General features: G+C 52.5%; 24 protein-coding genes and 1 tRNA gene. 6 read left to right on the top strand and 19 right to left on the bottom strand.

All coding sequences use genetic code 11. From position 1 onward, the window contains the following. Positions 1–44 precede the first annotated feature (44 nt). On the bottom strand, positions 45–698 hold the full coding sequence (locus ACFX4U_RS09595; protein ID WP_313508979.1) for an NAD(P)H-binding protein: 654 nt from the start codon (positions 696–698) through the stop codon (positions 45–47). Positions 699–818: 120 nt separating this feature from the next. Here ACFX4U_RS09595 and ACFX4U_RS09590 point away from each other — a divergent pair, with 120 nt between their 5' ends. After that, complete coding sequence (locus tag ACFX4U_RS09590; RefSeq protein ID WP_200552335.1) at positions 819–1,337, top strand: type 1 glutamine amidotransferase; 519 nt, start codon at positions 819–821, stop codon at positions 1,335–1,337. Here the strand turns inward: ACFX4U_RS09590 and ACFX4U_RS09585 are convergent. Continuing rightward, the gene (locus tag ACFX4U_RS09585) at positions 1,323–1,760 is read right to left on the bottom strand and encodes a YhbP family protein (RefSeq protein ID WP_313508982.1); all 438 of its coding nucleotides are present in this window, start codon (positions 1,758–1,760) and stop codon (positions 1,323–1,325) included. The genes ACFX4U_RS09590 and ACFX4U_RS09585 overlap by 15 nt on opposite strands. Before the next feature lie 14 nt (positions 1,761–1,774). Between ACFX4U_RS09585 and ACFX4U_RS09580 the strand changes: the two genes are divergently transcribed. Then, complete coding sequence (locus ACFX4U_RS09580; protein WP_380218707.1) at positions 1,775–2,116, top strand: GIY-YIG nuclease family protein; 342 nt, start codon at positions 1,775–1,777, stop codon at positions 2,114–2,116. Here the strand turns inward: ACFX4U_RS09580 and ACFX4U_RS09575 are convergent. Both ACFX4U_RS09575 and ACFX4U_RS09570 read right to left on the bottom strand, forming a co-directional pair. Next, the gene (locus ACFX4U_RS09575; RefSeq protein ID WP_313508985.1) at positions 2,103–2,606 is read right to left on the bottom strand and encodes an N-acetyltransferase; all 504 of its coding nucleotides are present in this window, start codon (positions 2,604–2,606) and stop codon (positions 2,103–2,105) included. The two genes, ACFX4U_RS09580 and ACFX4U_RS09575, sit on opposite strands and share 14 nt — an antisense overlap. Next, a complete protein-coding gene (locus ACFX4U_RS09570) occupies positions 2,600–3,124 on the bottom strand; it encodes an SCP2 domain-containing protein (RefSeq protein ID WP_200552339.1) in 525 nt (174 codons plus the stop codon). The genes ACFX4U_RS09575 and ACFX4U_RS09570 overlap by 7 nt, the downstream gene beginning before the upstream one ends. Before the next feature lie 239 nt (positions 3,125–3,363). Here ACFX4U_RS09570 and ACFX4U_RS09565 point away from each other — a divergent pair, with 239 nt between their 5' ends. The 3 genes from ACFX4U_RS09565 to ACFX4U_RS09555 all read left to right on the top strand — a co-directional run bounded on the left by ACFX4U_RS09565 (position 3,364) and on the right by ACFX4U_RS09555 (position 6,393). Further along, on the top strand, positions 3,364–4,359 hold the full coding sequence (locus ACFX4U_RS09565) for a peptidase U32 family protein (RefSeq protein WP_020455407.1): 996 nt from the start codon (positions 3,364–3,366) through the stop codon (positions 4,357–4,359). A gap of 7 nt (positions 4,360–4,366) precedes the next feature. After that, positions 4,367–5,245 (top strand): U32 family peptidase, encoded by an 879-nt coding sequence (locus tag ACFX4U_RS09560; protein ID WP_313508988.1) that lies wholly within the window; start codon positions 4,367–4,369, stop codon positions 5,243–5,245. A gap of 140 nt (positions 5,246–5,385) precedes the next feature. Beyond that, complete coding sequence (locus ACFX4U_RS09555) at positions 5,386–6,393, top strand: luciferase-like monooxygenase (protein WP_313508991.1); 1,008 nt, start codon at positions 5,386–5,388, stop codon at positions 6,391–6,393. 41 nt (positions 6,394–6,434) lie between these two features. Here the strand turns inward: ACFX4U_RS09555 and mtr are convergent, their stop codons facing one another. The 12 genes from mtr to ACFX4U_RS09495 form a co-directional block, all read right to left on the bottom strand. Further along, positions 6,435–7,679 (bottom strand): tryptophan permease, encoded by a 1,245-nt coding sequence (gene mtr / locus ACFX4U_RS09550; protein WP_313508994.1) that lies wholly within the window; start codon positions 7,677–7,679, stop codon positions 6,435–6,437. 140 nt (positions 7,680–7,819) lie between these two features. Continuing rightward, positions 7,820–9,724: a DEAD/DEAH family ATP-dependent RNA helicase gene (locus tag ACFX4U_RS09545; RefSeq protein ID WP_305734895.1), complete on the bottom strand. Its 1,905-nt coding sequence runs from the start codon at positions 9,722–9,724 to the stop codon at positions 7,820–7,822. Then, a complete protein-coding gene (gene yrbN / locus ACFX4U_RS09540) occupies positions 9,717–9,797 on the bottom strand; it encodes a protein YrbN (RefSeq protein ID WP_097400725.1) in 81 nt (26 codons plus the stop codon). The genes ACFX4U_RS09545 and yrbN overlap by 8 nt, the downstream gene beginning before the upstream one ends. 107 nt (positions 9,798–9,904) lie before the next feature. Then, positions 9,905–10,789: a lipoprotein NlpI gene (nlpI, locus tag ACFX4U_RS09535; protein WP_200552344.1), complete on the bottom strand. Its 885-nt coding sequence runs from the start codon at positions 10,787–10,789 to the stop codon at positions 9,905–9,907. A gap of 108 nt (positions 10,790–10,897) precedes the next feature. After that, complete coding sequence (gene pnp, locus ACFX4U_RS09530) at positions 10,898–13,033, bottom strand: polyribonucleotide nucleotidyltransferase (RefSeq protein ID WP_065369453.1); 2,136 nt, start codon at positions 13,031–13,033, stop codon at positions 10,898–10,900. 244 nt (positions 13,034–13,277) lie between these two features. Then, on the bottom strand, positions 13,278–13,547 hold the full coding sequence (gene rpsO, locus ACFX4U_RS09525; protein ID WP_017457357.1) for a 30S ribosomal protein S15: 270 nt from the start codon (positions 13,545–13,547) through the stop codon (positions 13,278–13,280). Positions 13,548–13,693: 146 nt separating this feature from the next. Next, the gene (gene truB / locus ACFX4U_RS09520) at positions 13,694–14,641 is read right to left on the bottom strand and encodes a tRNA pseudouridine(55) synthase TruB (RefSeq protein ID WP_313509001.1); all 948 of its coding nucleotides are present in this window, start codon (positions 14,639–14,641) and stop codon (positions 13,694–13,696) included. After that, entirely contained in the window at positions 14,641–15,042 is a 402-nt protein-coding gene (gene rbfA / locus ACFX4U_RS09515) for a 30S ribosome-binding factor RbfA (RefSeq protein ID WP_039056815.1), read from the bottom strand. Before rbfA ends, truB begins: the two co-directional genes overlap by 1 nt. A 132-nt stretch (positions 15,043–15,174) precedes the next feature. Beyond that, entirely contained in the window at positions 15,175–17,889 is a 2,715-nt protein-coding gene (gene infB / locus ACFX4U_RS09510) for a translation initiation factor IF-2 (protein WP_200552347.1), read from the bottom strand. Positions 17,890–17,913: 24 nt separating this feature from the next. Continuing rightward, positions 17,914–19,401, bottom strand: a complete 1,488-nt coding sequence (gene nusA / locus ACFX4U_RS09505; RefSeq protein ID WP_017457353.1) for a transcription termination factor NusA — start codon at positions 19,399–19,401, stop codon at positions 17,914–17,916. Between the two features lie 29 nt (positions 19,402–19,430). Next, entirely contained in the window at positions 19,431–19,883 is a 453-nt protein-coding gene (gene rimP, locus ACFX4U_RS09500) for a ribosome maturation factor RimP (RefSeq protein WP_313509003.1), read from the bottom strand. A gap of 208 nt (positions 19,884–20,091) precedes the next feature. After that, positions 20,092–20,168: transfer RNA gene (locus ACFX4U_RS09495), tRNA-Met, on the bottom strand. 377 nt (positions 20,169–20,545) lie between these two features. Between ACFX4U_RS09495 and argG the strand changes: the two genes are divergently transcribed. Continuing rightward, complete coding sequence (gene argG / locus ACFX4U_RS09490; protein WP_313509004.1) at positions 20,546–21,892, top strand: argininosuccinate synthase; 1,347 nt, start codon at positions 20,546–20,548, stop codon at positions 21,890–21,892. Between the two features lie 122 nt (positions 21,893–22,014). On the opposite strand, the gene ACFX4U_RS09485 is transcribed toward argG, so the two are convergent. From ACFX4U_RS09485 to ACFX4U_RS09475, 3 genes are all read right to left on the bottom strand, one after another. Continuing rightward, a complete protein-coding gene (locus ACFX4U_RS09485; RefSeq protein ID WP_313509007.1) occupies positions 22,015–24,354 on the bottom strand; it encodes a TcfC E-set like domain-containing protein in 2,340 nt (779 codons plus the stop codon). A 116-nt stretch (positions 24,355–24,470) separates the two neighbouring features. Beyond that, the gene (locus tag ACFX4U_RS09480) at positions 24,471–24,992 is read right to left on the bottom strand and encodes a CS1 type fimbrial major subunit (RefSeq protein ID WP_313509008.1); all 522 of its coding nucleotides are present in this window, start codon (positions 24,990–24,992) and stop codon (positions 24,471–24,473) included. A 62-nt stretch (positions 24,993–25,054) separates the two neighbouring features. Next, on the bottom strand, positions 25,055–25,981 hold the full coding sequence (locus ACFX4U_RS09475; RefSeq protein ID WP_313509011.1) for a hypothetical protein: 927 nt from the start codon (positions 25,979–25,981) through the stop codon (positions 25,055–25,057). Between the last annotated feature and the right edge of the window lie 250 nt (positions 25,982–26,231).

Raw genomic sequence — 26,231 nt, 5'->3', positions numbered from 1 at the left:
CCCGGGGATATATTTATAAGCCCGAGAATAGTACGCCGTGATAACTATTTTGCCAATGAGCTATCCGCTGCGATCGCCCGTAGCTGCGCGGATTTCACCACACGCGTGGGCTGGTTTGAAGGCAAAAATGCCAGCGCCAGCATTGCGCGGGCAACATCGTAGGCGGAAATCGACTTCCAGTTGCCCGGCAACAGACGAAAAAGCGGTGCCAGCAACGATTCATTGACCCGTTTTTTCTCCCGATCCCCCAGTAGCATTGACGGGCGGACGATGGTCAGCGACGGCCACTGTTGTGCCATCAACGCGTTTTCCATCTCACCTTTCACGTGATTGTAGAAAAACGGCGAGCGCGCGTTTGCCCCCATTGAACTGACCACCAGCATTTGCGTCGCGCCAAGGCGCAGTCCAGCGATCGCCGTGTCCACCACCAGCGTGTAATCGGCAAGCACAAATGCCTCTTTGCTGCCCGCCTCACGCCGGGTTGTGCCGAGGCAACAAAAAACCGTATCGACCGGTTCCGTCACCAGTGCCAGCGCATCACTGAGCTGGGGATCGTGCGGGTTCGCAACACCAGAGATGCCCTGTAGCGGGCGGCGAGTCGGTGCCGTGATCGCGTCAATGCGCGGGTCGCTGTTCATCAACCGCAACAGATGTCCGCCAACCAGACCGGTGGCACCGGTGATTAATACACGTTGCATCGTTCCCCCCTTTGCAGATGAATCTGTGTTGCAATGTCAGCCTGCTGAACCAGGCTTAATGTTCTGGTGAGTTATCAGTATGCATAACTCCCTTTCTGAAGCCAAAACAACGGAGGAAGTATGAGCAAGAAAATTGCTGTCTTGATCACCGACGAGTTTGAAGATTCAGAATTCACCTCTCCGGCGCATGAATTTCGCAAGGCCGGTCATGAAGTTATCACCATTGAGAAACAGGCCGGCAAGACCATTCATGGCAAAAAGGGCGAAGCAGAAGTGGTGATTGATAAAGCCATTGATGAAGTGCGCCCGGCAGACTTTGATGCGCTGCTGCTGCCGGGGGGACACTCGCCTGACTATCTGCGCGGCGACGATCGTTTTGTCACCTTCACGCGGGACTTTATCAGCGCCGGGAAACCGGTCTTCGCCATTTGTCACGGCCCGCAGTTGCTGATCAGCGCCGATGCGATACGCGGGCGTAAGCTCACGGCGGTGAAACCGATTGTGGTGGATGTGAAAAACGCCGGGGGTGAGTTCTACGACCAGGAAGTGGTGGTCGATAAAGATCAGCTGGTTACCAGCCGTACTCCCGATGATTTGCCCGCGTTTAACCGCGAAGCACTGCGTTTATTGGGTGCCTGAGTCGCGGATCCAGTGCAGTTTTTTACCAAAGCCCAGCGTGTTATCGGTGAACTTTAGTTCATGAAGGCGAATCTCCCACATCGGGGCAGATAACATGCGGGCGACCGGAAAGCGACGATTGTACTTCGCACGCAATGTCGCACTCTCCTCGCCGTCAAGGCGGCGGATCTCACCGGTGAACTGCACGCCGCGAATCAGCGCCACGGTTTTTGGCTGGCCGTTTACAGTGCCTGCCACCTGCGCGTTCAAACCCGTCATCTGTGAATGGCGGGTTTGATCCTCGCTAAGGATATAAAACGCGACCGCTTGCGGATCGTAAAAATAGAACGCGTTAGCACACCATAACTCTCCCCGATTCGCCACACACCAGGTAACAACATGCTGCTTCGCCAGCCAGCGATTAATGGCTGCAAGAGTCTCCATTTTTTCCCTTCCCCATGTTATTTTTCTTTCACATTAACATACTGAACATCGTCATGACGCCCTGGTTTCTTTATCTTATTCGCACCGCTGACAACATGCTCTACACCGGCATTACCACCGATGTCGCACGGCGTTTTATCCAGCATCAATCCGGAAAGGGCGCAAAAGCGTTGCGGGGAAAAGGCGCACTGGCGTTGGCTTTTTCGGCCGAGGTGGGGGAAAGGTCGCTGGCGCTGCGGCTGGAGTACCGTATTAAGCAGTTAACCAAGCGCCAGAAAGAGCGCCTCGTCGCCGGGGATGGCTCGTTCGAGGCGCTGCGGGAAAGCCTGTTATCTGTGACCGTTAAAAACGATTGAAATGATCGCTGTATTCGACCAGACCACTGACGCCATTGAACGCGTCATCTGCCAGACGATGAACTAAAAACGCGTCCTGGCTTTCTGACCAGCGGCAGCGCAAATCATACTGCGCCGCCTTCTCAAACCCGAGACGGCTATAAAACGCAGGATCACCTAAAGTGACCACCGCCGCATAGCCAAACTCGTTGAGCGAATCCAGCCCTTCATACACTAACTGACGCGCAATACCCTGCCTGCGGTACTGCTCATCGACGGCCAGCGGCGCAAGCCCGACCCATTGCAGCTCTTCACCGGCGACCGAAACCGGGCTAAACGCCACGTAGCCAATGACCTGGCCTTCGTCATCGGTCGCAACAAATCCCAGCGTGATCAGCCCGTCTTCGCGCAGATCGTGCACCAGCGTCGCTTCCGCTTCGCCGCCAAAACTACGGCGCAGCAGCGCGTCGATACCGGGAGCATCAATGGGAATTTCAACTCTAATCAGCATGGCTCACCTACAGAAGGTTGTGTCGTTGCAGGCGGCGCTTGCAGGCCAGCCTCAACAAATTCCGCCAGCTGCAGCAGCATCACCCGCAAGGGTTTTGGCATCTGCTCCAGCTCAATGGCGTCCATCAGGTTTTTCACGTACAGCCCAAGTTCCGTATCGCCTTCAATCACCAGACGGCGCTGGAAAAACAACGTATCGGGATCCTGCTTACGCGCAGCAATCATCAGCAAATCGCTGGCGTCCGCGCTGAAGCTGACATCCGCATCGGCAGATTCACGCACAATCATCTGCCCATCTGCAACAGAGGTATACCACGTCAGGCCAATATCCCGAACCTGGATACTTAACCAGCGGCCTTCAAGAAACTCAAGTTCTCCGTCCACCAGCGCCTGTTGGAATTGCCAACGCAGCACCTGCTCCAGCACCTGACGTTTGATGGCGAAAGGCGTCAGTTTAACCGGCACGCTCAATAACGACGGGCCAACGTGAACAAGACGTGAGCGCAATTTATCCAACACGAGCTTTACTCCCTGAAATGATAATGACTGTTATTTTGCCACAATCGACAAATGGCATAGCGGCACAAATCAACAATTACGAATAAACAGCCGGGGATTATTGGCGCCATCAATACGCATTTAACTGCCTCAAATCAAAAATTGTCGCTGACAGGTTAACTAAAATCCCAGTTCATTAACAACTTAGCGACCCCACGGGGTACATCCGGGCCATAGCGCCCCTGATTGCAGGATACACTATGGAGTTGCTCTGCCCTGCCGGAAACCTTCCGGCGCTGAAGGCGGCCATCGAAAACGGTGCCGATGCTGTGTATATCGGCCTGAAAGATGACACCAACGCCCGCCATTTCGCCGGCCTCAATTTTACCGAGAAGAAGCTGCAGGAAGCGGTCAGCTTTGTTCACCAGCACCGCCGTAAGCTGCATATCGCCATTAACACGTTTGCGCATCCTGATGGCTATCAACGCTGGGAGCGCGCCGTTGATATGGCGGCGCAGATTGGCGCTGACGCGCTGATCCTGGCGGATTTAGCGATGCTGGAATATGCGGCTGAGCGCTATCCGCATATTGAGCGCCACGTCTCCGTTCAGGCTTCTGCGACCAACGAAGAGGCGATTCGTTTTTACCATCGTCACTTTGACGTGGCGCGCGTAGTGCTGCCGCGCGTGTTATCGATTCACCAGGTCAAACAGCTGGCGCGCGTCACGCCGGTGCCGCTGGAAGTGTTCGCTTTTGGCAGTCTGTGCATTATGGCGGAAGGCCGCTGCTACCTCTCCTCTTACCTGACTGGTGAATCGCCCAATACCGTGGGCGCCTGTTCTCCGGCACGTTTTGTGCGCTGGCAGCAAACGCCGCAGGGGCTGGAGTCCCGGCTTAACGAAGTGTTGATTGATCGCTATCAGGATGGCGAAAACGCCGGATATCCGACCTTATGCAAAGGCCGCTATCTGGTGGATGGCGAGCGCTATCACGCGCTGGAAGAACCCACCAGCCTTAACACGCTGGAGCTGCTGCCGGAGCTTCTGGCCGCCAATATTGCCTCGGTAAAAATCGAGGGGCGTCAGCGCAGCCCGGCCTATGTCAGCCAGGTGGCAAAAGTATGGCGTCAGGCAATCGACCGTTGTATGGCCTCGCCGCAAGACTTTGTGCCGCAATCAGCCTGGATGGAAACGCTGGGTTCGATGTCGGAAGGCACCCAAACCACCCTCGGCGCGTATCACCGCAAATGGCAGTAGGAAAACCATGAAATATTCATTAGGGCCGGTGCTTTACTACTGGCCAAAAGAGACGCTGGAAGATTTTTACCGCCAGGCCGCCACCAGCCACGCCGATGTGATTTACCTTGGCGAAGCCGTTTGCAGCAAGCGCCGCGCCACCAAAGTGGGCGACTGGCTGGATATGGCCAAACAACTGGCGGGCAGCGGCAAGCAGGTTGTGCTTTCCACGCTGGCGCTGGTGCAGGCCTCTTCCGAATTAAACGAACTAAAACGTTACGTTGATAACGGTGAGTTTCTGCTCGAAGCCAGCGATCTGGGCGTGGTGAATATGTGCGCCGAGCGCAAGCTGCCGTTTGTCGCCGGGCATGCGCTTAACTGCTACAACGCGGTGACGCTGCGTTTACTGCTCAAGCAAGGCATGGTGCGCTGGTGCATGCCGGTTGAGCTTTCACGCGACTGGCTGAAAAACTTGCTCGATCAGTGTGATTCCCTCGGTATTCGCCAACAATTTGAAGTGGAAGTGCTGAGCTACGGTCATCTGCCGCTGGCTTACTCCGCGCGCTGCTTTACTGCCCGCTCCGAAGACAGGCCCAAAGATGAGTGCGAAACCTGCTGCATTAAATACCCGAACGGGCGCAGCATTCTTTCGCAAGAGAATCAGCAAGTCTTTGTGCTGAACGGCATCCAGACAATGAGCGGCTATGTTTACAATCTGGGTAATGAGCTGGCGTCAATGAAGGGGCTTGTGGATATGGTGCGCCTGTCGCCGATGGGTAACGAGACGTTTGCCATGCTCGACGCGTTTCAGGCGAATGAAACGGGTAATGCGCCGCTGCCGCTGGCGTCTAATAGCGATTGCAACGGCTACTGGCGCAAGCTGCCGGGGCTGATTCTTCAACAGTAAAAAGCTCACTTTGTTAACAAGAATTGTCACAAGTTAATGCAGTATGAAAGTTGCAGCTTTTCTGGCCGGGCGCGGCACATTGCGCCAGGCTGGAAGAAGACCTTCAATCTGATGACAATGCTGTAGCAAAGTGAGTGTGTATGTCTGATAAAACGATCCCTTTTTCGGTGCTTGATCTTGCGCCGATCCCGCAAAATTCCACCGCCCGCGAGGCGTTCACTCATTCGCTGGGTCTGGCGAAACTGGCCGAACAGCGCGGTTATCATCGCTACTGGCTGGCAGAACACCACAATATGACCGGTATCGCCAGCGCGGCGACTTCCGTATTGATTGGCTATCTTGCGGCGAATACGCAAACTCTGCATTTGGGTTCCGGTGGTGTGATGCTGCCAAATCACTCGCCGCTGGTGATTGCCGAGCAGTTCGGCACATTGAATACGCTCTATCCCGGGCGAATCGATCTTGGGCTTGGCCGCGCGCCAGGTAGCGATCAGCGCACCATGATGGCGCTGCGCCGCCATATGAGCGGTGATATCGACAATTTCCCGCGTGATGTCGCCGAACTGGTGGACTGGTTTGATGCCCGCGATCCCAACCCGCATGTGCGACCGGTGCCAGGCTACGGTGAAAAAATCCCCGTCTGGCTGCTGGGCTCAAGCCTGTATAGCGCGCAACTGGCCGCACAGCTGGGCTTGCCGTTTGCCTTTGCTTCGCACTTCGCACCGGATATGTTGTTCCAGGCGTTGCATCTTTATCGCGCCAACTTTAAGCCTTCAGCGCGGCTGGAAAAACCGTACGCCATGGTGTGCATTAACATTGTCGCTGCCGACAGCAACCGCGATGCGGAATTCCTGTTTACGTCGATGCAGCAGGCGTTTGTGAAATTGCGCCGTGGTGAAAGCGCGCAGTTGCCGCCACCGATCCCCAATATGGATCAGTTCTGGTCTCCGTCGGAACAATACGGCGTGCAGCAGGCGCTGAGCATGTCGCTGGTGGGTGATAAAGCGAAAGTGCGCCACGGGCTGGAGTCAATTCTTCGGGAAACGGATGCCGACGAAATTATGGTCAACGGACAGATTTTTGATCACCAGGCACGGCTTTATTCGTTTGATCTGGCGATGCAGGTCAAAGAAGAGCTACTCGGTTAACGCGGAGATCCTCCTCTCCCACAAGGGAGAGGAGAAAATGATTACTGATAGACAGGTAGCAGATTAAAGCTGGAAAGCAGATGCACCACGGCATTGCCGATGCCAAACAGCAGGATCAACACGATCATCGGCTTGCCACCCCACACGCGAAATGCCGGGCTGCCAAAGCGCTTACGCGACGCATTTGCCAGCAGCGCGGGAACAATCGCCGCCCATACCGTTGCCGCTAAACCCGCATAACCAATCGCATACAAAAAGCCGTTCGGCCACAATAAGCCACCGACAATCGGCGGCAAAAAGGTCAGCAGTGCGGTTTTAAAACGTCCCAGCGGGGAATCATCAAACTTGAACAAGTCTGCCAGGTAGTCAAACAGCCCCAGTGTCACGCCGAGGAAGGAACTGGCGACGGCAAAGTTTGAGAAGACAACCAGCAACAGATCCAGGCTGCGGCTATTCAACACGCCGCTCAGCGCCTGCACCAGCACATCAATATTCCCGCCTTTTGCCGCGATCTCAATGAATACGGGACGCGCGATGTTGCCCATCGTGACCAGTAACCAAATAACATACAGCCCCAGCGCCAGCAACGTGCCGTAGACCAGGCAACGAATGATGGTGCGCGGATCTTTGCCGTAGTATTTCATCAGGCTCGGCACATTGCCGTGGTAGCCAAACGAGGCCAGACAGAATGGCAGCGTCATCAACAGATAAGGCGTGTACGAAGCATCACTCTGAGCAACGTTAAATAAGGTTGCTGGCTCGACATGCCCCAACAGGCTGCCAAAGGTGAGAAAGAAGGTAATAACCTTTGCACCCAGCACAATTGCCGTCATTCGGCTGACAGCATGCGTCGAGAGCCAGACGATAAACGCCACCAGCAGCGCAAAAGCAAGCCCGGCCAGACGCGGCGGGACATTGAGCGACATTTCGGCAAACGTGTGGTGCAAAATAGAGCCGCTCGCCGAAATGTAGGCGTAAGTCAGGATATAGAGCACGAAAGCAATCGAAATACCGTTAACCAGATTCCAGCCTTTCCCCAGCAGATCTTTGGTGATGGTATCGAAACTCGCGCCGCTCCGGTAATTCAGGTTGGCTTCAAGGATCATCAGCCCGGAGTGCAGCATGCAAAACCAGGTAAAAACGAGTGCCAGCAATGACCAGAAAAACCACGCGCCAGACATCACCACCGGCAGTGAAAACATGCCTGCGCCAATGATCGTGCCGCCAATAATCACCACCCCGCCGAACAGCGAAGGGGAAGCTTGTGTGGTTGTCAGTGTCGACATCTGAATGATTCTCCTGTGATGAGCAATGCCAGTAGTTCAGGCTGCTGCATTGTACCAGTACAGGAGTACATTGCGGATAAAAAAAGCCCCAATCTTTTCGATCGGGGCTGTATCTATTTCTTTACAGACTGTAACGCAGATTATGCGTCGTTACGGCGACGCGGAGCGCTGTCGTCACGATCGCGGCGCGGTGCGCGACGTTCGCCACCGAAACTACGACCTTCCTGACGCTCACCGCTGAAACGACGGCCTTCACCACGACCACCTTCACGGCGTTCACCACCGAAACCGCCACGACGCTCACCGCCACCGCGACGTTCGCTGCGCTCACGCGGCTGTGCATCGCCCAGCAGCTGCATATTCATCGGTTTGTTCAGAATACGCGTGCGAGTGAAGTGCTGCAGAACTTCGCCCGGCATGCCTTTCGGCAGCTCAATGGTAGAGTGAGTACCAAACAGTTTGATGTTACCAATGTAACGGCTGCTGATATCACCTTCGTTCGCGATAGCGCCAACGATATGGCGTACTTCAACACCATCATCGCGGCCCACTTCGATACGATACAGTTCCATTTCGCCAACATCACGACGTTCACGGCGCGGACGATCTTCACCACCACGTTCAGAACGTTCGCCACGCGGACCACGATCGTTACGATCGCCCCGGCGTTCGAAACGGTCATCGCGCTCGCGGAATTCACGCTTAGGACGCATCGGCGCATCCGGCGGCAGGATCAACGGACGTTCACCCTGCGCCATTTTCAGCAGTGCAGCGGCCAGCGTTTCAATATCCATCTCTTCTTCAGCAGAAGGCTGGATTTTTGCCAGCAGCGCGCGGTACTGATCCAGATCGCTGCTTTCCAGCTGCTGCTGAACTTTCGCGGCGAATTTTTCCAGACGGCGTTTGCCCAGCAGCTCTGCGTTCGGCAGTTCCACTTCCGGAATGGTCAGTTTCATCGTACGTTCGATGTTGCGCAGCAGACGACGCTCGCGGTTCTCAACGAACAGCAGCGCACGGCCCGCACGACCCGCACGACCGGTACGACCGATACGGTGAACGTAGGATTCGGAATCCATCGGGATGTCGTAGTTAACCACCAGGCTGATACGCTCAACGTCCAGACCACGTGCCGCAACATCAGTTGCGATCAGGATATCCAGACGACCGTCTTTCAGACGCTCCAGTGTCTGCTCACGCAGTGCCTGGTTCATGTCGCCGTTCAGCGCGGCGCTGTTATAGCCACTGCGTTCCAGCGCTTCAGCCACTTCCAGCGTTGCGTTTTTGGTACGAACGAAGATGATCGCCGCATCAAAATCTTCTGCTTCCAGGAAGCGAACCAGTGCTTCGTTTTTACGCATGCCGTATGCAGTCCAGTAGCTCTGGCTGATGTCCGGACGAGTCGTCACGCTGGATTGAATGCGCACTTCCTGCGGCTCTTTCATAAAGCGGCGAGTAATGCGACGAATTGCTTCCGGCATGGTTGCAGAGAACAGAGCGGTCTGATGACCTTCCGGGATCTGCGCCATGATGGTTTCTACGTCTTCGATAAAGCCCATGCGCAGCATTTCGTCAGCTTCATCCAGCACCAGACCGCTCAGTTTAGAGAGATCCAGCGTGCCGCGTTTCAGGTGATCCAGCAGACGACCCGGCGTACCGACGACGATCTGTGGCCCCTGGCGCAGAGCGCGCAACTGCACGTCATAACGTTGACCGCCGTAAAGAGCGACTACGTTCACGCCGTGCATATGTTTAGAGAAATCGGTCATTGCTTCAGCTACCTGAACCGCCAGTTCGCGGGTCGGAGCAAGCACAAGGATCTGCGGTGCACGCAGATCCGCATCGATGTTATGAAGCAGCGGTAAAGAGAATGCTGCAGTTTTACCGCTACCAGTCTGGGCCATGCCCAGCACGTCACGACCGTTCAGCAGGTGCGGAATGCACTCAGCCTGGATCGGAGATGGTTTTTCGTAACCGAGATCGTTAAGGGCTTCAAGGATGGGAGCCTTCAGGCCCAGATCTGCAAAAGTGGTTTCGAATTCAGCCATGTAGTACAAGTGCCTCTATGTCATTGGCGGCCAGTCTACATAACTCATCGTGAAAAAAATTAGCAATTTTCATTGAAAAGTGTGAACCGGCTCAAAGTAGGTTAATTAACGAACAATGAAGCCCTCACCCGCGAAGGTGATGGCAATCAAAAAAAGATTACGGGCTGATATGTTCGTCAGCTATTGCTGGTCCGATTCTGCCAGGTCGTCATGCTCCTGGCCCAAGAGCGCTAATTCCAACAATGCGTAACGGTGCTCAACAAAATTATGGACGTTGTTAGCAACCGCTAGTTTGAACAGTGCCGAAGCGCTGTCCTTATCCCCCAGACTTAGGTAGTACTTACCTAAATAGAAGTTGGTTTCACTGAGATGCTCAGCGAGCGAGGTGTTATCCGTTGCGTCTGCCTTCAGGCGATCCATTAGCGTTGCTTCGCTAATGTCGCCGAGGTAGAACTCGACAATGTTCCATCCCCACTGTTCCTTGTCCGATTTTTCGAAGCGCTGTTTCAGTGCTTCTTTAGCCTGCTTCTCATTAAGCTTCCGCTCAACGATGTAAAGCCACAGACTCCGGAAAGGATCATTAGGATCGTCTTGATAAAACGCCAGCAGATCATCTTGCGCTAACTTGTCGCGACCGCCGTAATGCAGTGCGATCCCGCGATTCAAGTGCGCGTAGTTGTAAGTTGGATCAAGCTCAAGTACAGAATCAAACGCTTCATAGGCAGCATCAAAATTGCCTGCCTGCGTTAAATAAATGCCTAAGTAATTGAATACTTCAGGCATATCGGGTCGGATTGCCAGCGCTTGCGAGAAATCATTTCGCGCTAAGGCTCTCAAACCGAGGCTATCATACAACACTCCGCGCTCATATAAAAGCTGTGCGCGTTCGTCATCGGTTAAAGCCCGACTGGCAAGAATTTGTTCCATGCGCGCCAGAATCACTTCTTGCTGCAAAGTCGGTTGCAATGGCACCGCGAGGACTTCGCTCTTACGCCAGGCAGAGTTGCTGCATCCTGCCAGCGTTAAAGCTGTCGCAACGAAACACCAGCGCAAAAAAGGCTTCATTTCCCACTCCCGAAGACAACAATTGGATGAACGTCCTGTCCCCCGGCTGCAAACATGGCGTCCTGCCTGCTAATAAGCCCTCCGCTTTCGCGGAGGGCAAAGGCAACCTTACTCGCCCTGCTCTGCTTGCGGCGCTTCCGACGCTTCAGCAGGCTGAGTCTGCTCAGTCGCTTCTTTAATGCTCAGACGAATACGGCCCTGACGGTCAACTTCCAGAACTTTAACCGGCACTTCCTGGCCCATCTGCAGATAATCGGTCACTTTCTCAACGCGTTTGTCTGCGATCTGAGAAATATGTACCAGACCTTCTTTACCACCGCCGATGGCAACAAACGCGCCAAAGTCAACGATGCGGGTCACTTTACCGCTATAGACACGGCCCACTTCGATCTCAGCCGTGATCTCTTCAATGCGGCGAATAGCATGTTTCGCTTTGTCGCCATCAGTTGCTGCGATTTTCACGGTACCATCATCTTCGATTTCGATGGTGGTGCCGGTTTCTTCGGTCAGCGCACGAATGACGGAGCCGCCTTTACCGATCACGTCTTTGATCTTATCTGGATTAATTTTGATGGTATGAATACGCGGCGCAAATTCAGAGATATCACCACGCGGCGCGTTAATCGCCTGCTCCATTACACCCAGAATATGCAGACGAGCACCTTTCGCCTGGTTCAGCGCAACCTGCATGATCTCTTTGGTGATACCTTCAATTTTGATATCCATCTGCAGCGCAGAGATACCGTCGCGGGAGCCCGCAACTTTGAAGTCCATATCGCCCAGGTGGTCTTCGTCGCCCAGGATGTCAGACAGAACAACAAAGTTGTCGCCTTCTTTCACCAGACCCATTGCGATACCCGCAACGGCGGCTTTCACCGGAACGCCTGCGTCCATCAGCGCCAGAGATGCGCCACAAACGGAAGCCATAGAAGAAGAACCGTTCGATTCGGTGATTTCAGAAACCACACGCACGGTGTACGGGAATTTATCAGCATCCGGCATTACTGCCAGCACGCCGCGTTTAGCCAGACGACCGTGACCAATTTCACGACGTTTCGGCGAACCAACCATCCCGGTTTCCCCTACGGAGTACGGAGGGAAGTTGTAATGGAACAGGAAAGAGTCAGTGCGCTCGCCCATCAGCTCGTCGATGATCTGCGCGTCACGTGCGGTACCCAGCGTGGCAGTAACCAGCGCCTGAGTTTCGCCACGGGTGAACAGTGCGGAACCGTGGGTACGCGGCAGAACACCGGTACGAACGTCCAGACCACGGATCATATCTTTTTCGCGGCCATCGATACGCGGTTCGCCTGCCAGTACGCGGCTACGAACAACGTTTTTCTCGATAGCGTGCAGGATTTCGCCCAGTTCGTTAGCATCCAGGGTTTCATCTTCTGCAACCAGCGCGGCGATGGTTTCGGATTTGATCACGTCAACCTGAGCATAACGCTCTTGTTTGTCAGTGATGCGGTACGCATCGCTCAAACGTGACTCTGCCAGTGCAGCAACGCGCGCGTTCAGCGCTTCGTTCACCGCTTCCGGCTGCCAGTCCCAACGCGGTTTGCCTGCTTCTTTTACCAGATCGTTGATGTTCTGGATAACAATCTGCTGCTGGTCGTGGCCGAATACCACAGCGCCCAGCATCTGATCTTCGCTCAGCAGTTCAGCTTCGGATTCCACCATCAGAACGGCGGCTTCAGTACCGGCAACGACCAGATCCAGCTTACTTGCTTTCAGCTCTTCCTGAGTCGGGTTCAGAACGTACTGGTCATTGATATAACCAACACGCGCGGCGCCAATCGGGCCATTGAACGGAATACCAGACAGTGAAAGCGCAGCGGAAGCACCGATCATGGCCACGATATCCGGGTTAACCTGCGGGTTAACGGAAACCACGGTAGCGATAACCTGCACTTCGTTCACGAAACCTTCCGGGAACAGCGGGCGAACCGGGCGGTCAATCAGACGCGCGATCAGCGTTTCGCCTTCGCTCGGACGGCCTTCACGACGGAAGAAACCGCCAGGGATTTTACCTGCAGCGTAAGTACGTTCTTGATAGTTTACGGTCAGCGGGAAGAAATCCTGACCTGGTTTTGCTTTTTTCTGGCCAACTACAGTCACGAATACTGCGGTGTCATCCATGCTTACCATAACGGCAGCAGTCGCCTGACGCGCCATCATGCCGGTTTCCAGCGTGACGGTATGTTGACCATACTGGAATTTACGAACGATCGGATTCAGCAAAGTTCTGTCCTTTCTTAATGAAAGTCAGCACACCTTTGGCGTGCCGACAATTTAACCGAATCTTCATGCATCCTCGCGACTAATGACAACCCTAACCCGCCCATTGCGGATAAAGCCTCTCATTAGCCGCGCGAACCTCTGCAGTGAAGATCATACTTGGCAACAATACATCAGTTTACTGCCAATTGCTGCCGCCTGGTTGAAAAAAGGGGCCTTGTAGGCCCCTTCTTGAAACTCGCCAGACTTAGCGACGCAGACCCAGACGCTCGATCAGCGCGGTGTAGCGTGCAACGTCTTTACGTTTCAGATAGTCGAGCAGTTTACGACGCTGAGAAACCATACGCAGCAGACCACGACGGCTGTGGTGATCTTTTTTGTGCTCTGCAAAGTGACCCTGCAGGTGGTTGATCTGAGCAGTCAGCAGTGCAACCTGAACTTCGGTAGAACCGCTGTCGTTAGAACCACGACCAAACTCGGAAACGATTTTTGCTTTAGCTTCAACGCTTAGAGACATTTTGAACTCCAGTGATAAAAAAATGAAAAGGCGCCGATCTCTAATTCAGCGGCCTCAGGGTTAACGCCGGGTAATGTTAAATACATAGCCCGGCGTTAAGCGGCAATATTCTACTCGTAGTCACGGTTTCCCGCAAGGTAAGCCGGTCATTGTGCAGGATACTCAACCACCAGACGACGCGGCGCAACACGGCCCTCGTCGTCCATTTCGCCCATACCAATAAATTTCGCGTCATCGCCTTCTGTGACACGCACCAGCCCCGCGTTTGGCGCTGCGGATGCCCGAACCGGCTGACCGTTTTTGAAGTATGCCGCGACCACTGACGGAATGTTAACCGCCGGGAAATCTGACGCCGGGCTGTCCATGGGCATCAGTAACGGATCCAGCAGTTGTGCTGCCGGGATACCCTGCTGCTCGGCCTGCTCAACACGTTCACGCAACTGTTCGAGCGTCACCATACGTTCTACCGGGTACTTACTCACCGCCAGGCGACGCAGATAGATAACATGTGCGCCGCAACCCAGCTTCTCACCCAAATCATCTATAATGGTGCGAATGTAAGTCCCTTTCGAACAGTGAATTTCCAGCTCAAGTTCATTGCCTTCATGGCGCATAAATAACAGCTCGTAAACCGTAATTGGGCGCGCTTCACGCGGCACCTCAATGCCCTGGCGTGCATACTCGTAGAGCTTCTTTCCCTGATATTTCAGGGCAGAGTACATCGACGGGACTTGCTGCGTATCACCGCGAAAACTGTCCAGCGCAGCGGCCAGTTGTTCGGCACTGAAAGTCAACGGACGCTCTTCAACGATTTGCCCATCCGCATCGGACGTATCGGTACGCTGCCCAAGGCGGGCAATCACCCGATAACGTTTGTCTGAATCCAGCAGATATTGGGAAAACTTTGTCGCTTCTCCCAGGCAAATCGGCAGCATGCCGGTGGCCAGCGGATCAAGCGCTCCGGTGTGCCCGGCGCGATTGGCGTTATAAAGACGCTTTACTTTTTGCAGCACGTCATTGCTGGAAGCGCCCTGCTGTTTATCAAGCAGCAGAACGCCATGCACGTCGCGACCGCGACGACGAGGACGACTCATCAGTCCTCCTTGCTGTCGTCCGGGTTCACACGACGTTCGTCATCGTGTTTCACCACGCTAGTCACCAGGTTGGACATGCGCATCCCTTCGACCAACGAGTTGTCGTAGAAGAACGTTAGTTCCGGCACGATACGCAAACGCATCGCTTTACCCAACAGGGAACGAATAAAGCCAGAGGCATCCTGCAACGCTTTGATACCCGCTTTCACGGATGCTTCGTCTTTATCGTTGAGGAAGGTGACAAACACTTTGGCATAAGCCAGATCGCGGGAAACTTCGACACCAGAAACGGTGGTCATCATACCCAGACGCGGATCTTTGATTTCGCGCTGCAGGATAATCGCAATCTCTTTTTGCAGTTCCTGAGACACGCGCTGCGGGCGACCAAATTCTTTCGCCATAATAATTCTCCAGACTAAAAAGGGGCCGTAGCCCCTTTTACTATTTCTTGCCGGGAGGCGCTTCGCTTACCCGGCCAGCAATGTTCATCCACTTTTAATTTCGGCTGACTAGCAGCCGAAAAGCGAAGCGAATTACTCAATAGTACGTTGGATCTCAATGATCTCGAACACTTCGATCATATCGCCGGTACGTACATCATTGTAGTTCTTAACGCCGATACCACATTCCATGCCGTTACGGACTTCGTTGACGTCATCTTTGAAGCGACGCAGGGATTCCAGCTCGCCTTCATAGATAACCACGTTGTCGCGCAGAACGCGGATCGGGTTGTGACGTTTAACTACACCTTCGGTAACCATACAGCCCGCGATCGCGCCGAATTTCGGCGATTTGAACACATCGCGAACTTCCGCCAGACCGATGATCTGCTGTTTCAGTTCCGGAGAGAGCATACCGCTCATTGCCGCTTTCACTTCGTCGATCAGGTTATAGATGACGGAGTAGTAACGCAGATCCAGACCTTCCGCTTCGATCACACGACGCGCAGATGCGTCAGCACGAACGTTGAAGCCAACCAGAATCGCGTTGGATGCAGCAGCCAGCGTTGCGTCGGTTTCGGTGATACCACCTACGCCGGAACCCACGATCTTCACTTTCACTTCGTCGGTAGACAGTTTCAGCAGAGAATCGGAGATGGCTTCGACAGAACCCTGAACATCGGCCTTCAGAACGATGTTCACTTCGTGAACTTCGCCTTCGGTCATGTTGGCAAACATGTTTTCCAGTTTGGATTTCTGCTGACGCGCCAGTTTAACTTCGCGGAATTTGCCCTGACGGTACAGTGCCACTTCACGCGCTTTCTTCTCGTCACGCACAACAGTCGCTTCATCACCCGCAGCCGGAACACCGGACAGACCGAGGATTTCCACCGGAATGGACGGACCCGCTTCTGTTACTTCGCGACCCAGTTCATCACGCATCGCACGCACACGGCCATATTCGAAGCCACACAGCACGATATCGCCTTTATGCAGCGTACCTTCACGCACCAGCACGGAAGCAACCGGACCACGACCTTTATCGAGGAAGGATTCGATAACCACACCGCTCGCCATACCTTTACGTACAGCATTCAGTTCCAGAACTTCGGCTTGCAGCAGGATCGCATCCAGCAGCTCGTCAATACCAGTACCGGCTTTCGCGGAAACGTGAACGAACTGGCTTTCGCCGCCCCACTCTTCCGGAATGATGCCGTACTGAGAGAGTTCGTTTTTAACGCGATCCGGATCGGCTTCTGGCTTATCGATCTTGTTCACGGCAACCACTACCGGCACCTGCGCCGCTTTCGCGTGCTGGATAGCTTCGATAGTTTGCGGCATCACGCCGTCATCCGCCGCAACAACCAGAACCACGATATCCGTTGCCTGAGCACCACGGGCACGCATTGCGGTAAACGCGGCGTGGCCTGGGGTATCCAGGAAGGTGATCATGCCGTTGTCAGTTTCAACGTGGTAAGCACCAATGTGCTGAGTAATGCCGCCCGCTTCGCCTGAGGCCACTTTCGTTGAACGAATGTAGTCCAGCAGAGAGGTTTTACCGTGGTCAACGTGACCCATAATGGTCACAACCGGTGCGCGCGGTTCTGCCGCAGCACCTGTGTCACGGTCGCTCATTACCGCTTCTTCCAGCTCGTTTTCACGACGCAGGATAACTTTATGGCCCATCTCTTCAGCAACCAGCTGCGCAGTCTCCTGGTCAATAACCTGGTTGATGGTCGCCATTGCGCCCAGCTTCATCATCGCTTTGATGACCTGAGAGCCTTTAACCGCCATCTTGTTAGCCAGTTCGCCAACGGTCAGGGTTTCGCCGATCACGACGTCACGGTTAACCGCTTGTGCTGGCTTCTGGAAGCCCTGCTGCAGAGCAGAACCTTTACGCTGACGGCCGCCTTTACCACCACGAACCGCAGCACGCGCTTCTTCACGGTCAGCTTTGCTTTCAGCGTGTTTGTTGCCTTTCTTCGGACGAGCAGCTTTCGCTGTACGGCTGCGACCACGACCACCTTCAACTTCACGGTCGTTATCATCTTCCGCCTGGCGGGCATGCTGGGAAGTGGTTACATGGTAATCACCAGTAGTCTCTTCTTCTTCGCTTGCCGGAGCCGTCCAGTTCGCTTCATTTTGTTCAGCCATACGACGAGCTTCTTCCGCTACGCGACGCGCATTTTCTTCCAGTTTACGACGAGCCTCTTCTTCCGCTTTGCGCTTGAGTTCTTGCGCTTCGGATTCACGGCGGGCTTTTTCCGCCTGGGCTGTCCTGGTCATTTCGTCAGATTGTTGGTTGCTCACTTTGCTATTTTCCGCAGCTTCGCGTTTTGCATTTTCAGCATTTTCGCGTTTAGCCTTTTCATCAGCTTCACGTTTCGCACGAGCTTCGGCATCACGTTTGGCTTTGTCCTCGGCTTCGCGCTCAGCGGCTTCCTCTGCTTCACGACGGGCCTTCTCTTCCGCTTCACGCATCGCCTCTTCTTCCGCAGCGAGACGTTCAGCCTCTTGTGGATCGCGTTTTACAAAGGTGCGTTTTTTACGGACTTCGATCTGCACCGATTTACTTTTCCCACCGGTGCCCTGAATACTTAATGTACTGCGCGTCTTGCGCTGCAGAGTCAGCTTGTCAGGCGTAGAACCATGTTCACGGTTCAAATGCGCTAACAGCGTCTGCTTTTCTTGTGCCGTCACTGAGTCTTCAGCGGACTTGCGGATCCCTGCGTCAGCAAATTGCTGTACCAGGCGGTCCACAGAGGTTTGAATCTCAGCGGCCAGCGTTTTTACGGTTACATCTGTCATGCTGTTCCTTCCTGCTACAGTTTATTACGCTTCGTCGCCAAACCAGCAAATATTACGTGCGGCCATGATGAGCTCACCTGCTTTCTCATCGGTTAACCCTTCGATATCGCTCAGGTCATCCACACCTTGTTCAGCGAGGTCTTCCAGCGTACAAACACCACGAGCAGCCAGTTTGAAAGCCAGTGCGCGATCCAGACCTTCCAGGTTAAGCAGGTCTTCAGCCGGTTCTTTATTACCGAGGCTTTCTTCCTGCGCCAGTGCCAGAGTGGTCAGCGCGTTTTTCGCACGATCACGCAGGGCTTCGACGGTGTCTTCATCCAGACCATCGATTTCCAGCAGCTCTTTGATTGGCACATAGGCCAGTTCTTCCAGCGTAGAGAAACCTTCTTCGACCAGAACGGTGGCGAAATCTTCGTCAATGTCCAGGTAGCGGGTGAAGGTATCAATTGCTGCATGAGCCTCAGCCTGATGCTTGGACTGCAGATCCTCAACGGTCATGACGTTGAGTTCCCAGCCGCTCAGCTGAGACGCGAGGCGCACGTTCTGACCATTACGGCCGATAGCCTGCGCCAGGTTGCCCGCCTCAACGGCGATATCCATGGTGTGTTTATCTTCATCCACCACGATAGAAGCAACGTCAGCCGGTGCCATTGCGTTGATAACGAACTGTGCTGGGTTATCGTCCCACAGCACGATATCAATACGCTCACCGCCGAGTTCCGTCGAAACCGCTTGCACACGCGCACCGCGCATACCCACGCAGGCGCCGACCGGATCGATACGCTTGTCGTTCGTCTTCACGGCGATTTTGGCGCGAGAACCCGGATCGCGGGCTGCGGCTTTAATCTCGATAACTTCTTCACCGATTTCCGGCACTTCAATGCGGAACAGTTCAACCAGCATTTCCGGTTTGGAACGGGTCACGAACAGCTGCGCACCACGCGCTTCAGGGCGCACAGCGTACAGCACACCGCGGATGCGGTCGCCCGGACGGAAGTTTTCACGCGGCAGCATATCTTCGCGCAGGATAACGGCTTCAGCATTGTTGCCGAGATCCAGCGTGATGTTGTCGCGGTTCACTTTCTTCACCACGCCGGTGATGATTTCGCCTTCGTGCTCGCGGAACTGATCGACCACCATGGCGCGCTCAGCTTCACGTACTTTCTGTACGATGACCTGTTTTGCGGTCTGGGTGGTGATGCGGTCAAACGTGACGGATTCAATCTGATCTTCAACGTAGTCGTCGAGGTTCAGGCTCTCATCTTCGTAACGCGCTGCTTCGAGGGTGATTTCACGTGTCGGCTGAGTCACTTCTTCCACGATCAACCAGCGACGGAACGTGTCGAAATCACCGCTTTTACGATCAATGCTTACGCGAACATCGATCTCTTGTTCATATTTTTTCTTGGTTGCTGTAGCCAGAGCACTTTCCAGCGCTTCAAAGATTTTTTCACGCGGAAGCGACTTTTCGTTAGAAACAGCTTCAACAACAGCCAAAATTTCTTTGTTCATCGGGGGCCTTTCACCTCAAATCCAGACTGTTAAAAGTGGGGGACCAGGTTCGCTTTTTGAATATTACTCAATGCGAACACTTCATCTTTACCTTCGACCGTAACGGTGATCATCTCGCCATCGACATCTTTAATGATGCCCTGCCATTTACGACGGTTTTGAACCGCCATACGCAGAACCAGCGAGACTTCGTCGCCCTTAAAGCGCGCATAGTGCTCAGCCGTAAACAAAGGACGCTCAAGACCTGGTGAGGAAACCTCCAGGTTGTAAGCCACGGTAATCGGATCTTCAACATCCAGCACCGCACTGATCTGGTGGCTGACATCAGCGCAATCATCAACATTGATGCCATCTTCACTATCAATATAGATGCGCAGTGTAGATGTGCGCCCGCGCACAAACTCGATACCGACCAGTTCATAGCCCAGTGCTTCAACCGGCGCCGTAATCATCTCTGTTAATTTTTGCTCTAATGTGGACAAGTCCACCCCCAAGACATAAAAAAAGGGCATATAGCCCAGTTATTTCGTACTCAGATAACAAAAAACCCCGATAAATCGGGGCTTTAAATAACTGAACCCTATAGCCGCAACTGCGGCCTGGAGAACCTTCTATAAGTATTTTTTTCAAATCCAGCTGCGAAGGCGTTAAGTCTTCATAGTATATTTGAAAAAGAACACTTAGGGAAAGTGGTTGCGGGGGCCGGATTTGAACCGACGACCTTCGGGTTATGAGCCCGACGAGCTACCAGGCTGCTCCACCCCGCGCCTGAAACGTGGCAAATTCTACTCGCTTGAGTGCAAATTTGCAAATAATGCTGGGATTTGGTACCGAAGACGGGACGTAAAACCGGCCTGCAGTATATTGATAAACATGCCGTTCTGTCAACCATGGCGCGTTAGCATCCTGTGCCCCTGACGTATGCAATTTTGTTGCGTATTATTTTTAAGCATGTAAACAGCACAGTTCACCACTATCGCAATGAAAATTGCACTCTTCTCTTTCGGTCATCGTCAAAAGATGATTAAATGAAAACTCACTTATTTTGCATAACCATTCACTAATTATTCTGGTTGGATGGCACAAAGAGTATGGCGTGGCTGTTAAGTCTCTCACCATCGGTCTATCAAGCAGGGATTTTTTTATGACGACGATTCTCAAGCATCTTCCCGCAGGTCAACGTATCGGCATCGCTTTCTCCGGCGGACTGGACACCAGTGCAGCGCTGCTGTGGATGCGCCAAAAAGGCGCGGTTCCTTATGCATACACAGCGAACCTGGGTCAACCGGACGAGGATGACTATGACGCAATTCCCCGTCGCGCAAAGGAGTACGGTGCGGAAAATGCTCGCCTAATCGACTGCCGTAAACAGCTGGTCGCCGAAGGCATTGCCGCTATCCAGTGCGGCGCTTTTCATAATACGACGGGTGGTCTGACATATTTTAACACCACGCCGCTGGGTCGCGCGGTGACCGGTACGATGCTGGTTGCGGCAATGAAAGAAGACGGTGTGAATATCTGGGGCGACGGCAGCACCTATAAAGGCAACGATATTGAGCGTTTCTATCGCTATGGCCTGCTGACTAACGCCGAGTTGCAAATCTATAAGCCGTGGCTGGATACCGACTTTATTGATGAGTTGGGCGGCCGTCAGGAAATGTCTGAATTCATGGTTGCCTCGGGTTTCGACTACAAAATGTCGGCAGAAAAAGCCTACTCAACTGACTCCAACATGCTGGGCGCAACGCACGAAGCAAAAGATTTAGAGTTCCTCAATTCCAGCGTGAAGATTGTTAACCCAATCATGGGTGTTAAATTCTGGGACGAGAATGTAAAAATCCAGGCGGAAGAAGTTACCGTACGTTTTGAGCGCGGTCATCCGGTCGCGCTGAACGGAAAAACCTTCACTGATGATGTTGAACTGATGCTGGAGGCCAATCGCATCGGTGGTCGTCACGGTCTGGGAATGAGCGATCAGATTGAGAACCGTATTATCGAAGCGAAAAGCCGCGGTATTTACGAAGCCCCAGGGATGGCGCTGCTGCATATCGCTTACGAACGTCTGCTGACCGGTATTCACAACGAAGACACTATTGAGCAATATCACGCCCATGGTCGCCAGCTTGGTCGCCTGCTGTACCAGGGCCGCTGGTTCGATCCGCAAGCGCTGATGCTACGTGATTCACTGCAACGCTGGGTGGCGAGCGCTATCAGCGGTGAAGTGACGCTGGAACTGCGTCGCGGCAATGATTACTCGATTCTGAACACCGTTTCCGACAATCTGACCTACAAAGCAGAGCGTTTGACGATGGAAAAAGGCGAGTCGGTGTTCTCGCCGGATGACCGTATCGGACAGCTGACAATGCGTAATCTGGATATCACTGATACCCGTGAGAAGCTGTTCAACTATGTGCAAACCGGCCTGCTTTCTACCTCTGCCGGCAACGGTCTGCCGCAGGTCGAGAACCTGGAAAACGGCGAGAAAAAATAGTCGTTGTTCGCATTCGTGCCTGCAATGCAGGCACGATTTCCTTCACCACGCTGTATACACGCTATATATCTCTCGACCGGAAAGTGACTTACGCCCCAGAGCTCAACCGACATTAAGACAGATTACTTCTCTACTGTGCTCGCAATCTGGCAGCGGACAGCACTGATAAACTGCACTTTTTTATTCTTATCCAGCCCGGAAGGGAGCACACACTGTAGTGAGGGTAAACCGTTTTCCGCCTGGACAGTCAGCAAACGATTAGCCACGCCAGTGTCCAGCGTCAGTACACCTTCCGCATTTACGATGCTTCCGCCAACATCACTTCTGACGTAACGGTTTTTAACCGCCTTACCCTGCTCATCTTGCAACATGCCAACAAGCGTAAACGTCTTCACCGTTTTGACATTAACGTACTGCACGCTACCACGGCTCATCTGGACACTTTGGCGTTCCGGGAATACCTGCACACCGTCACTGCCACGCGCACTAAACTGGATGTCGCTTTTTTTCCACAATTCAGCGGGCAAAATATTCCTGCCAGGTTTAAGGCTGGTCTCGCTCATGCTGCCGGATGCCAGAATACGGGTCTCATTATCATCGGCGTCCACATCAACAATCACAGCAGACTCCATACCGCTATTGTTACCGTTGACGGAAGCGACCTTACCGCCGCCGATAACCAGCGCCTGGCTCAGGTTAGCGCCGGCCGTATTGATTTTGCTCTGCAGGCCACGTTGCGCATAGAAATTACCACTTATCCATGGCGTATCTATCGCCCCGTTGCCGTTAAGCATGGTTTCTGCCGCATTCCAGGAAACCCCGCCACCTAAACTACGGATGGTCTCTTTCTCCGTTGGTTCCCACTGATACTGCAAGCTTGAATAGCTTTTCGCTTGTTCCATACCTGTGCTCAAGGAAACAGAGTGATCACTGGAAGGGGACAACGCAATCGACACGCTGAATGACACACCGCGATCGCGGCGTTTGTCGTTGAATCCCGGCCGATCATAGACGCCCAACCGAAAACTCGTACTACGGTCATAAAAGCGAGTCTGCGTTGATAACGCGGCATCTGCGGCTACGCCTTTGCGCCATTCCGTATCCATATATTGCGTATTCAGGATCAACGATGAGGACCACGGCAATCTTGATGATAAAGACGCCCCCCATGTGTCTCCCTTCTGACGCGAACGAACCCGGTGACCATAAACATCGGTGAGGGTTGAGCGCCAGAAAAAGCTGACTGTTCCGCCAGCATACAAATTACGGTAATAACGAATGTCTGTATCCTGGTTAGCCTGGTGCTCCGAGTTACCGACAGTATATTGCGCAAGCAATCGGTCATTTTGCGAAAGCGTAATATTGGCTCGCGTTCGCACGTGGCGATCCTTTGCTGTGGCTGCGCCAGTAAATGCTACGGTTGCCTGGGGGTGAACCAATAACTCCAGACCACCACCCGCCGCGAAGGGGTTACCGTCTAGTGTATTCATATCACCTGTTGCCAGGGTACGGCGCTGCCCGCTCCACAGATTCATGCGCCAGCGTTGGTTTGGATTGCTCCACCCCTGCGATTTGAAAATTTGCGCTTCCTGCGTGTCGACAACCTGGCCGTTCTCAATGATTTTGATAGTGATATCGTAGATACCAATAGGCAGCGGACGCGTATCCAGCGCCTGCACTCCCGGCTGAAGTTGCTGAGTACGGATCATTTGTCCATTTCGCCAGACTTCCGCAATTGACTGGTTGCGCCCTGTAACGTAAACAGGCCATGCGCTAACGCTATCGGAAGCCACAAGCAACGCATCAGAAGTTCCCCACATACCGCCGACAACCGTGTCGTAGCCAAAGCCGGAAGCCTGCACGTTCCCGGTATCGCTGTCCGGCGTAAATAGCCCCAAGCGGATAAAACTGCCCTGCAGCTCTTTCTGCGTAAAGAGTTGATAAAGACTGGAGCTGTTGTATTGGTAGCGACCACTGGTACCCGATGACTGAAATGCAGCCAATTGGCTCCATCCGCCAAGTGATGCAGTGAGTGAGGAGTTGATGCCCCAACTACGCATTGCTGCCGCCTCAGAAAACGAGACATCGTTATTCATGATTAGCCCAGCAGGCGTATCTTCAGGCATGGCAAGATAATTACCGGCAACCTGGCTGGTTTCGTAGTTGGTGGTATAAAGTTTTAGCGCCGAATTCTCCAGCGAGTATTCTACCTGCATCAGCCCTGATGGGCAGGATACGGTACATTTCCCCACCGAAACGCCTTTACTGAGCAAATCCGACCAAAGAGTATTGGTTTCGGGATCGCTGTTCTGTTGTTCATCAATGATGCGGAGAAGCTTGATGTCACCATTCTCTTTAAGAGAAACGCTGGCATCGAAAATGTAGTTGTCGTTCAGATATACCTGAACGACAACTTCAGAATTATAAAAATACCGCTTAAAATCTTCTGGCAATCCTTTCATGTTCGCAGCCAGTTGCAAATCATTTGCCGAAACAATGAATGGAACAGCAGCAAGAAAGATTAATGATATTTTCATAATATTTAGTGACAAGCTTTTAAATGATTAAACGAAAAGAATTAAGGAGTAACAATCTCTTCTTCAAAAATCATGGCAACCTGTCCGGTAAAATCACCCTGCACAGCAAGAGGCTGAGTATCTTTCTGGCTAATACGCAGCATCGTACGTCCACCCGCGTTTGCCGCAGTCGCATCAACTACAGTCTGCGCGGTATCACTTAATTCAACGCCGTTGAATTCCACTTTAAGCGGAATAGTGTCTGAGCCGTTCGACAAAATGGTCTCGCCGTTGGAATCCGTATTTGTCAAAGTCGCACGAATACCACCTGAAATGTTTTTATACTGAAATTGCTTCTCAAAACTTTTCAATTTAGAGGTAGTAAGATCATATTCAATTTCCTGAGCTTGATGGATCCATCCACTTTCTACAGGTTCAATTTGAAAGTCATCACTTGGAATATGAGCGTAGACATCAATAGTATAGCTTTGCTGATTAACAGCCATTGCTACTGTGCTACCGAATACGGATAAAGACAGAGCACCAGTGATTAAACAAACTTTCGCGATTTTATGAGATAACATGGCAAGTCCCTTAATTTGATATATAAAAAGCATGCTGCTTATTTACAACTTACTGCGTAATACTAGAAACGTAGTTTCTTTCGGTTTTCCCCTTCGATAAGGGTGAAATAGGTAGTACGCCCTTTACTTTTTTCTACCGCTTTGCTTTTACCCGGCAGTAGAAAAAGACGCGTAGCGCTGCTGCACTCTGTACCAACTGAAGTGCAACTGCGGATATCCTCGAGAACAATCGTGGCGTTGCCTTTGTTTGTTACCCGAATAACCTCAGGGAGTGACGATTCAACCTGAGTATTAAAAATAGGTTTCGATGGCTGCACAATAACCAGCGTGCCGTAACCCGCCATTACATTCAGCCCGGCCGTTAATGCCTTCTTCCGGTAATCATCAGCTTCTTTACCGCTTAACCCGAAACCATCATCCTTTTGCGGAAGAACTGGGATAAATCGTACACGGTAATACTTCTCGACATTTCGGTCACCCGGCCATATAAATCTAGCCGACTGAAAACCAGATGGCGGAATAATCATACGCAGTGGTGTGACAATGAGTCTTTCTTTTTGCAAAGAATTACCAGAAACTTCTTTAACTGGCGACTCAACGACTTTCCCACCTTTATGAATATTAACTTCCAACATATCTACCCGGATAAATGCCGTTGATGTCCCGGTATTATAAATACGTTTATTAATAGACTGAGATTCAGGTGACATAATGTCATACATGCTTCCTATTCCAATTTCAGGAAGCGCAAAAGCTGCAGACATTTTCAACCCAAAAATAAGAGCCAGAGAAAATGGGGCAATCTTTTTTAATAAAGAGGCGCAATACATATTCGGTATCCAGATAACGCTAAAAACGAGGCAAAGATAATCACGCCTTGAAATTAAAGCAACCGAAGAGATGCGGATTAATAAATAATTAAAAACCGAATCTTGATCAATTTTACTCCTCAGACCAGTAAATAAATTTTTGATAATGACATATGTCAATGATTTTAAAGATTAATATGAAAATAATGCGCTTTTATCTCGCCTTTGAAGTAGGGCCTTGCTAACTCAAGTAAGTTAGTATCTGGCGCAGGACGTTTTTCTTGTATTAATCGTAGAATTAATAAACTTTAAAGCAATTACCTGTTGAATACATAGAAGGGGGTTGAAGGTTGAAGGTTGAAGGTTGAAGGTTGAAGGTTGAAGGTTGAAGGTTGAAGGTTGAAGGTTGAAGGTTGAAGGTTGAAGGTTG

It is taken from the genome of Kosakonia sp. YIM B13588 (assembly GCF_042788165.1).
Lineage (GTDB): Bacteria > Pseudomonadota > Gammaproteobacteria > Enterobacterales > Enterobacteriaceae > Kosakonia > Kosakonia sacchari.
The sequence above is the reverse complement of the archived record's forward strand: the minus strand, read 5'-3'. Positions and strand labels throughout refer to the sequence as shown.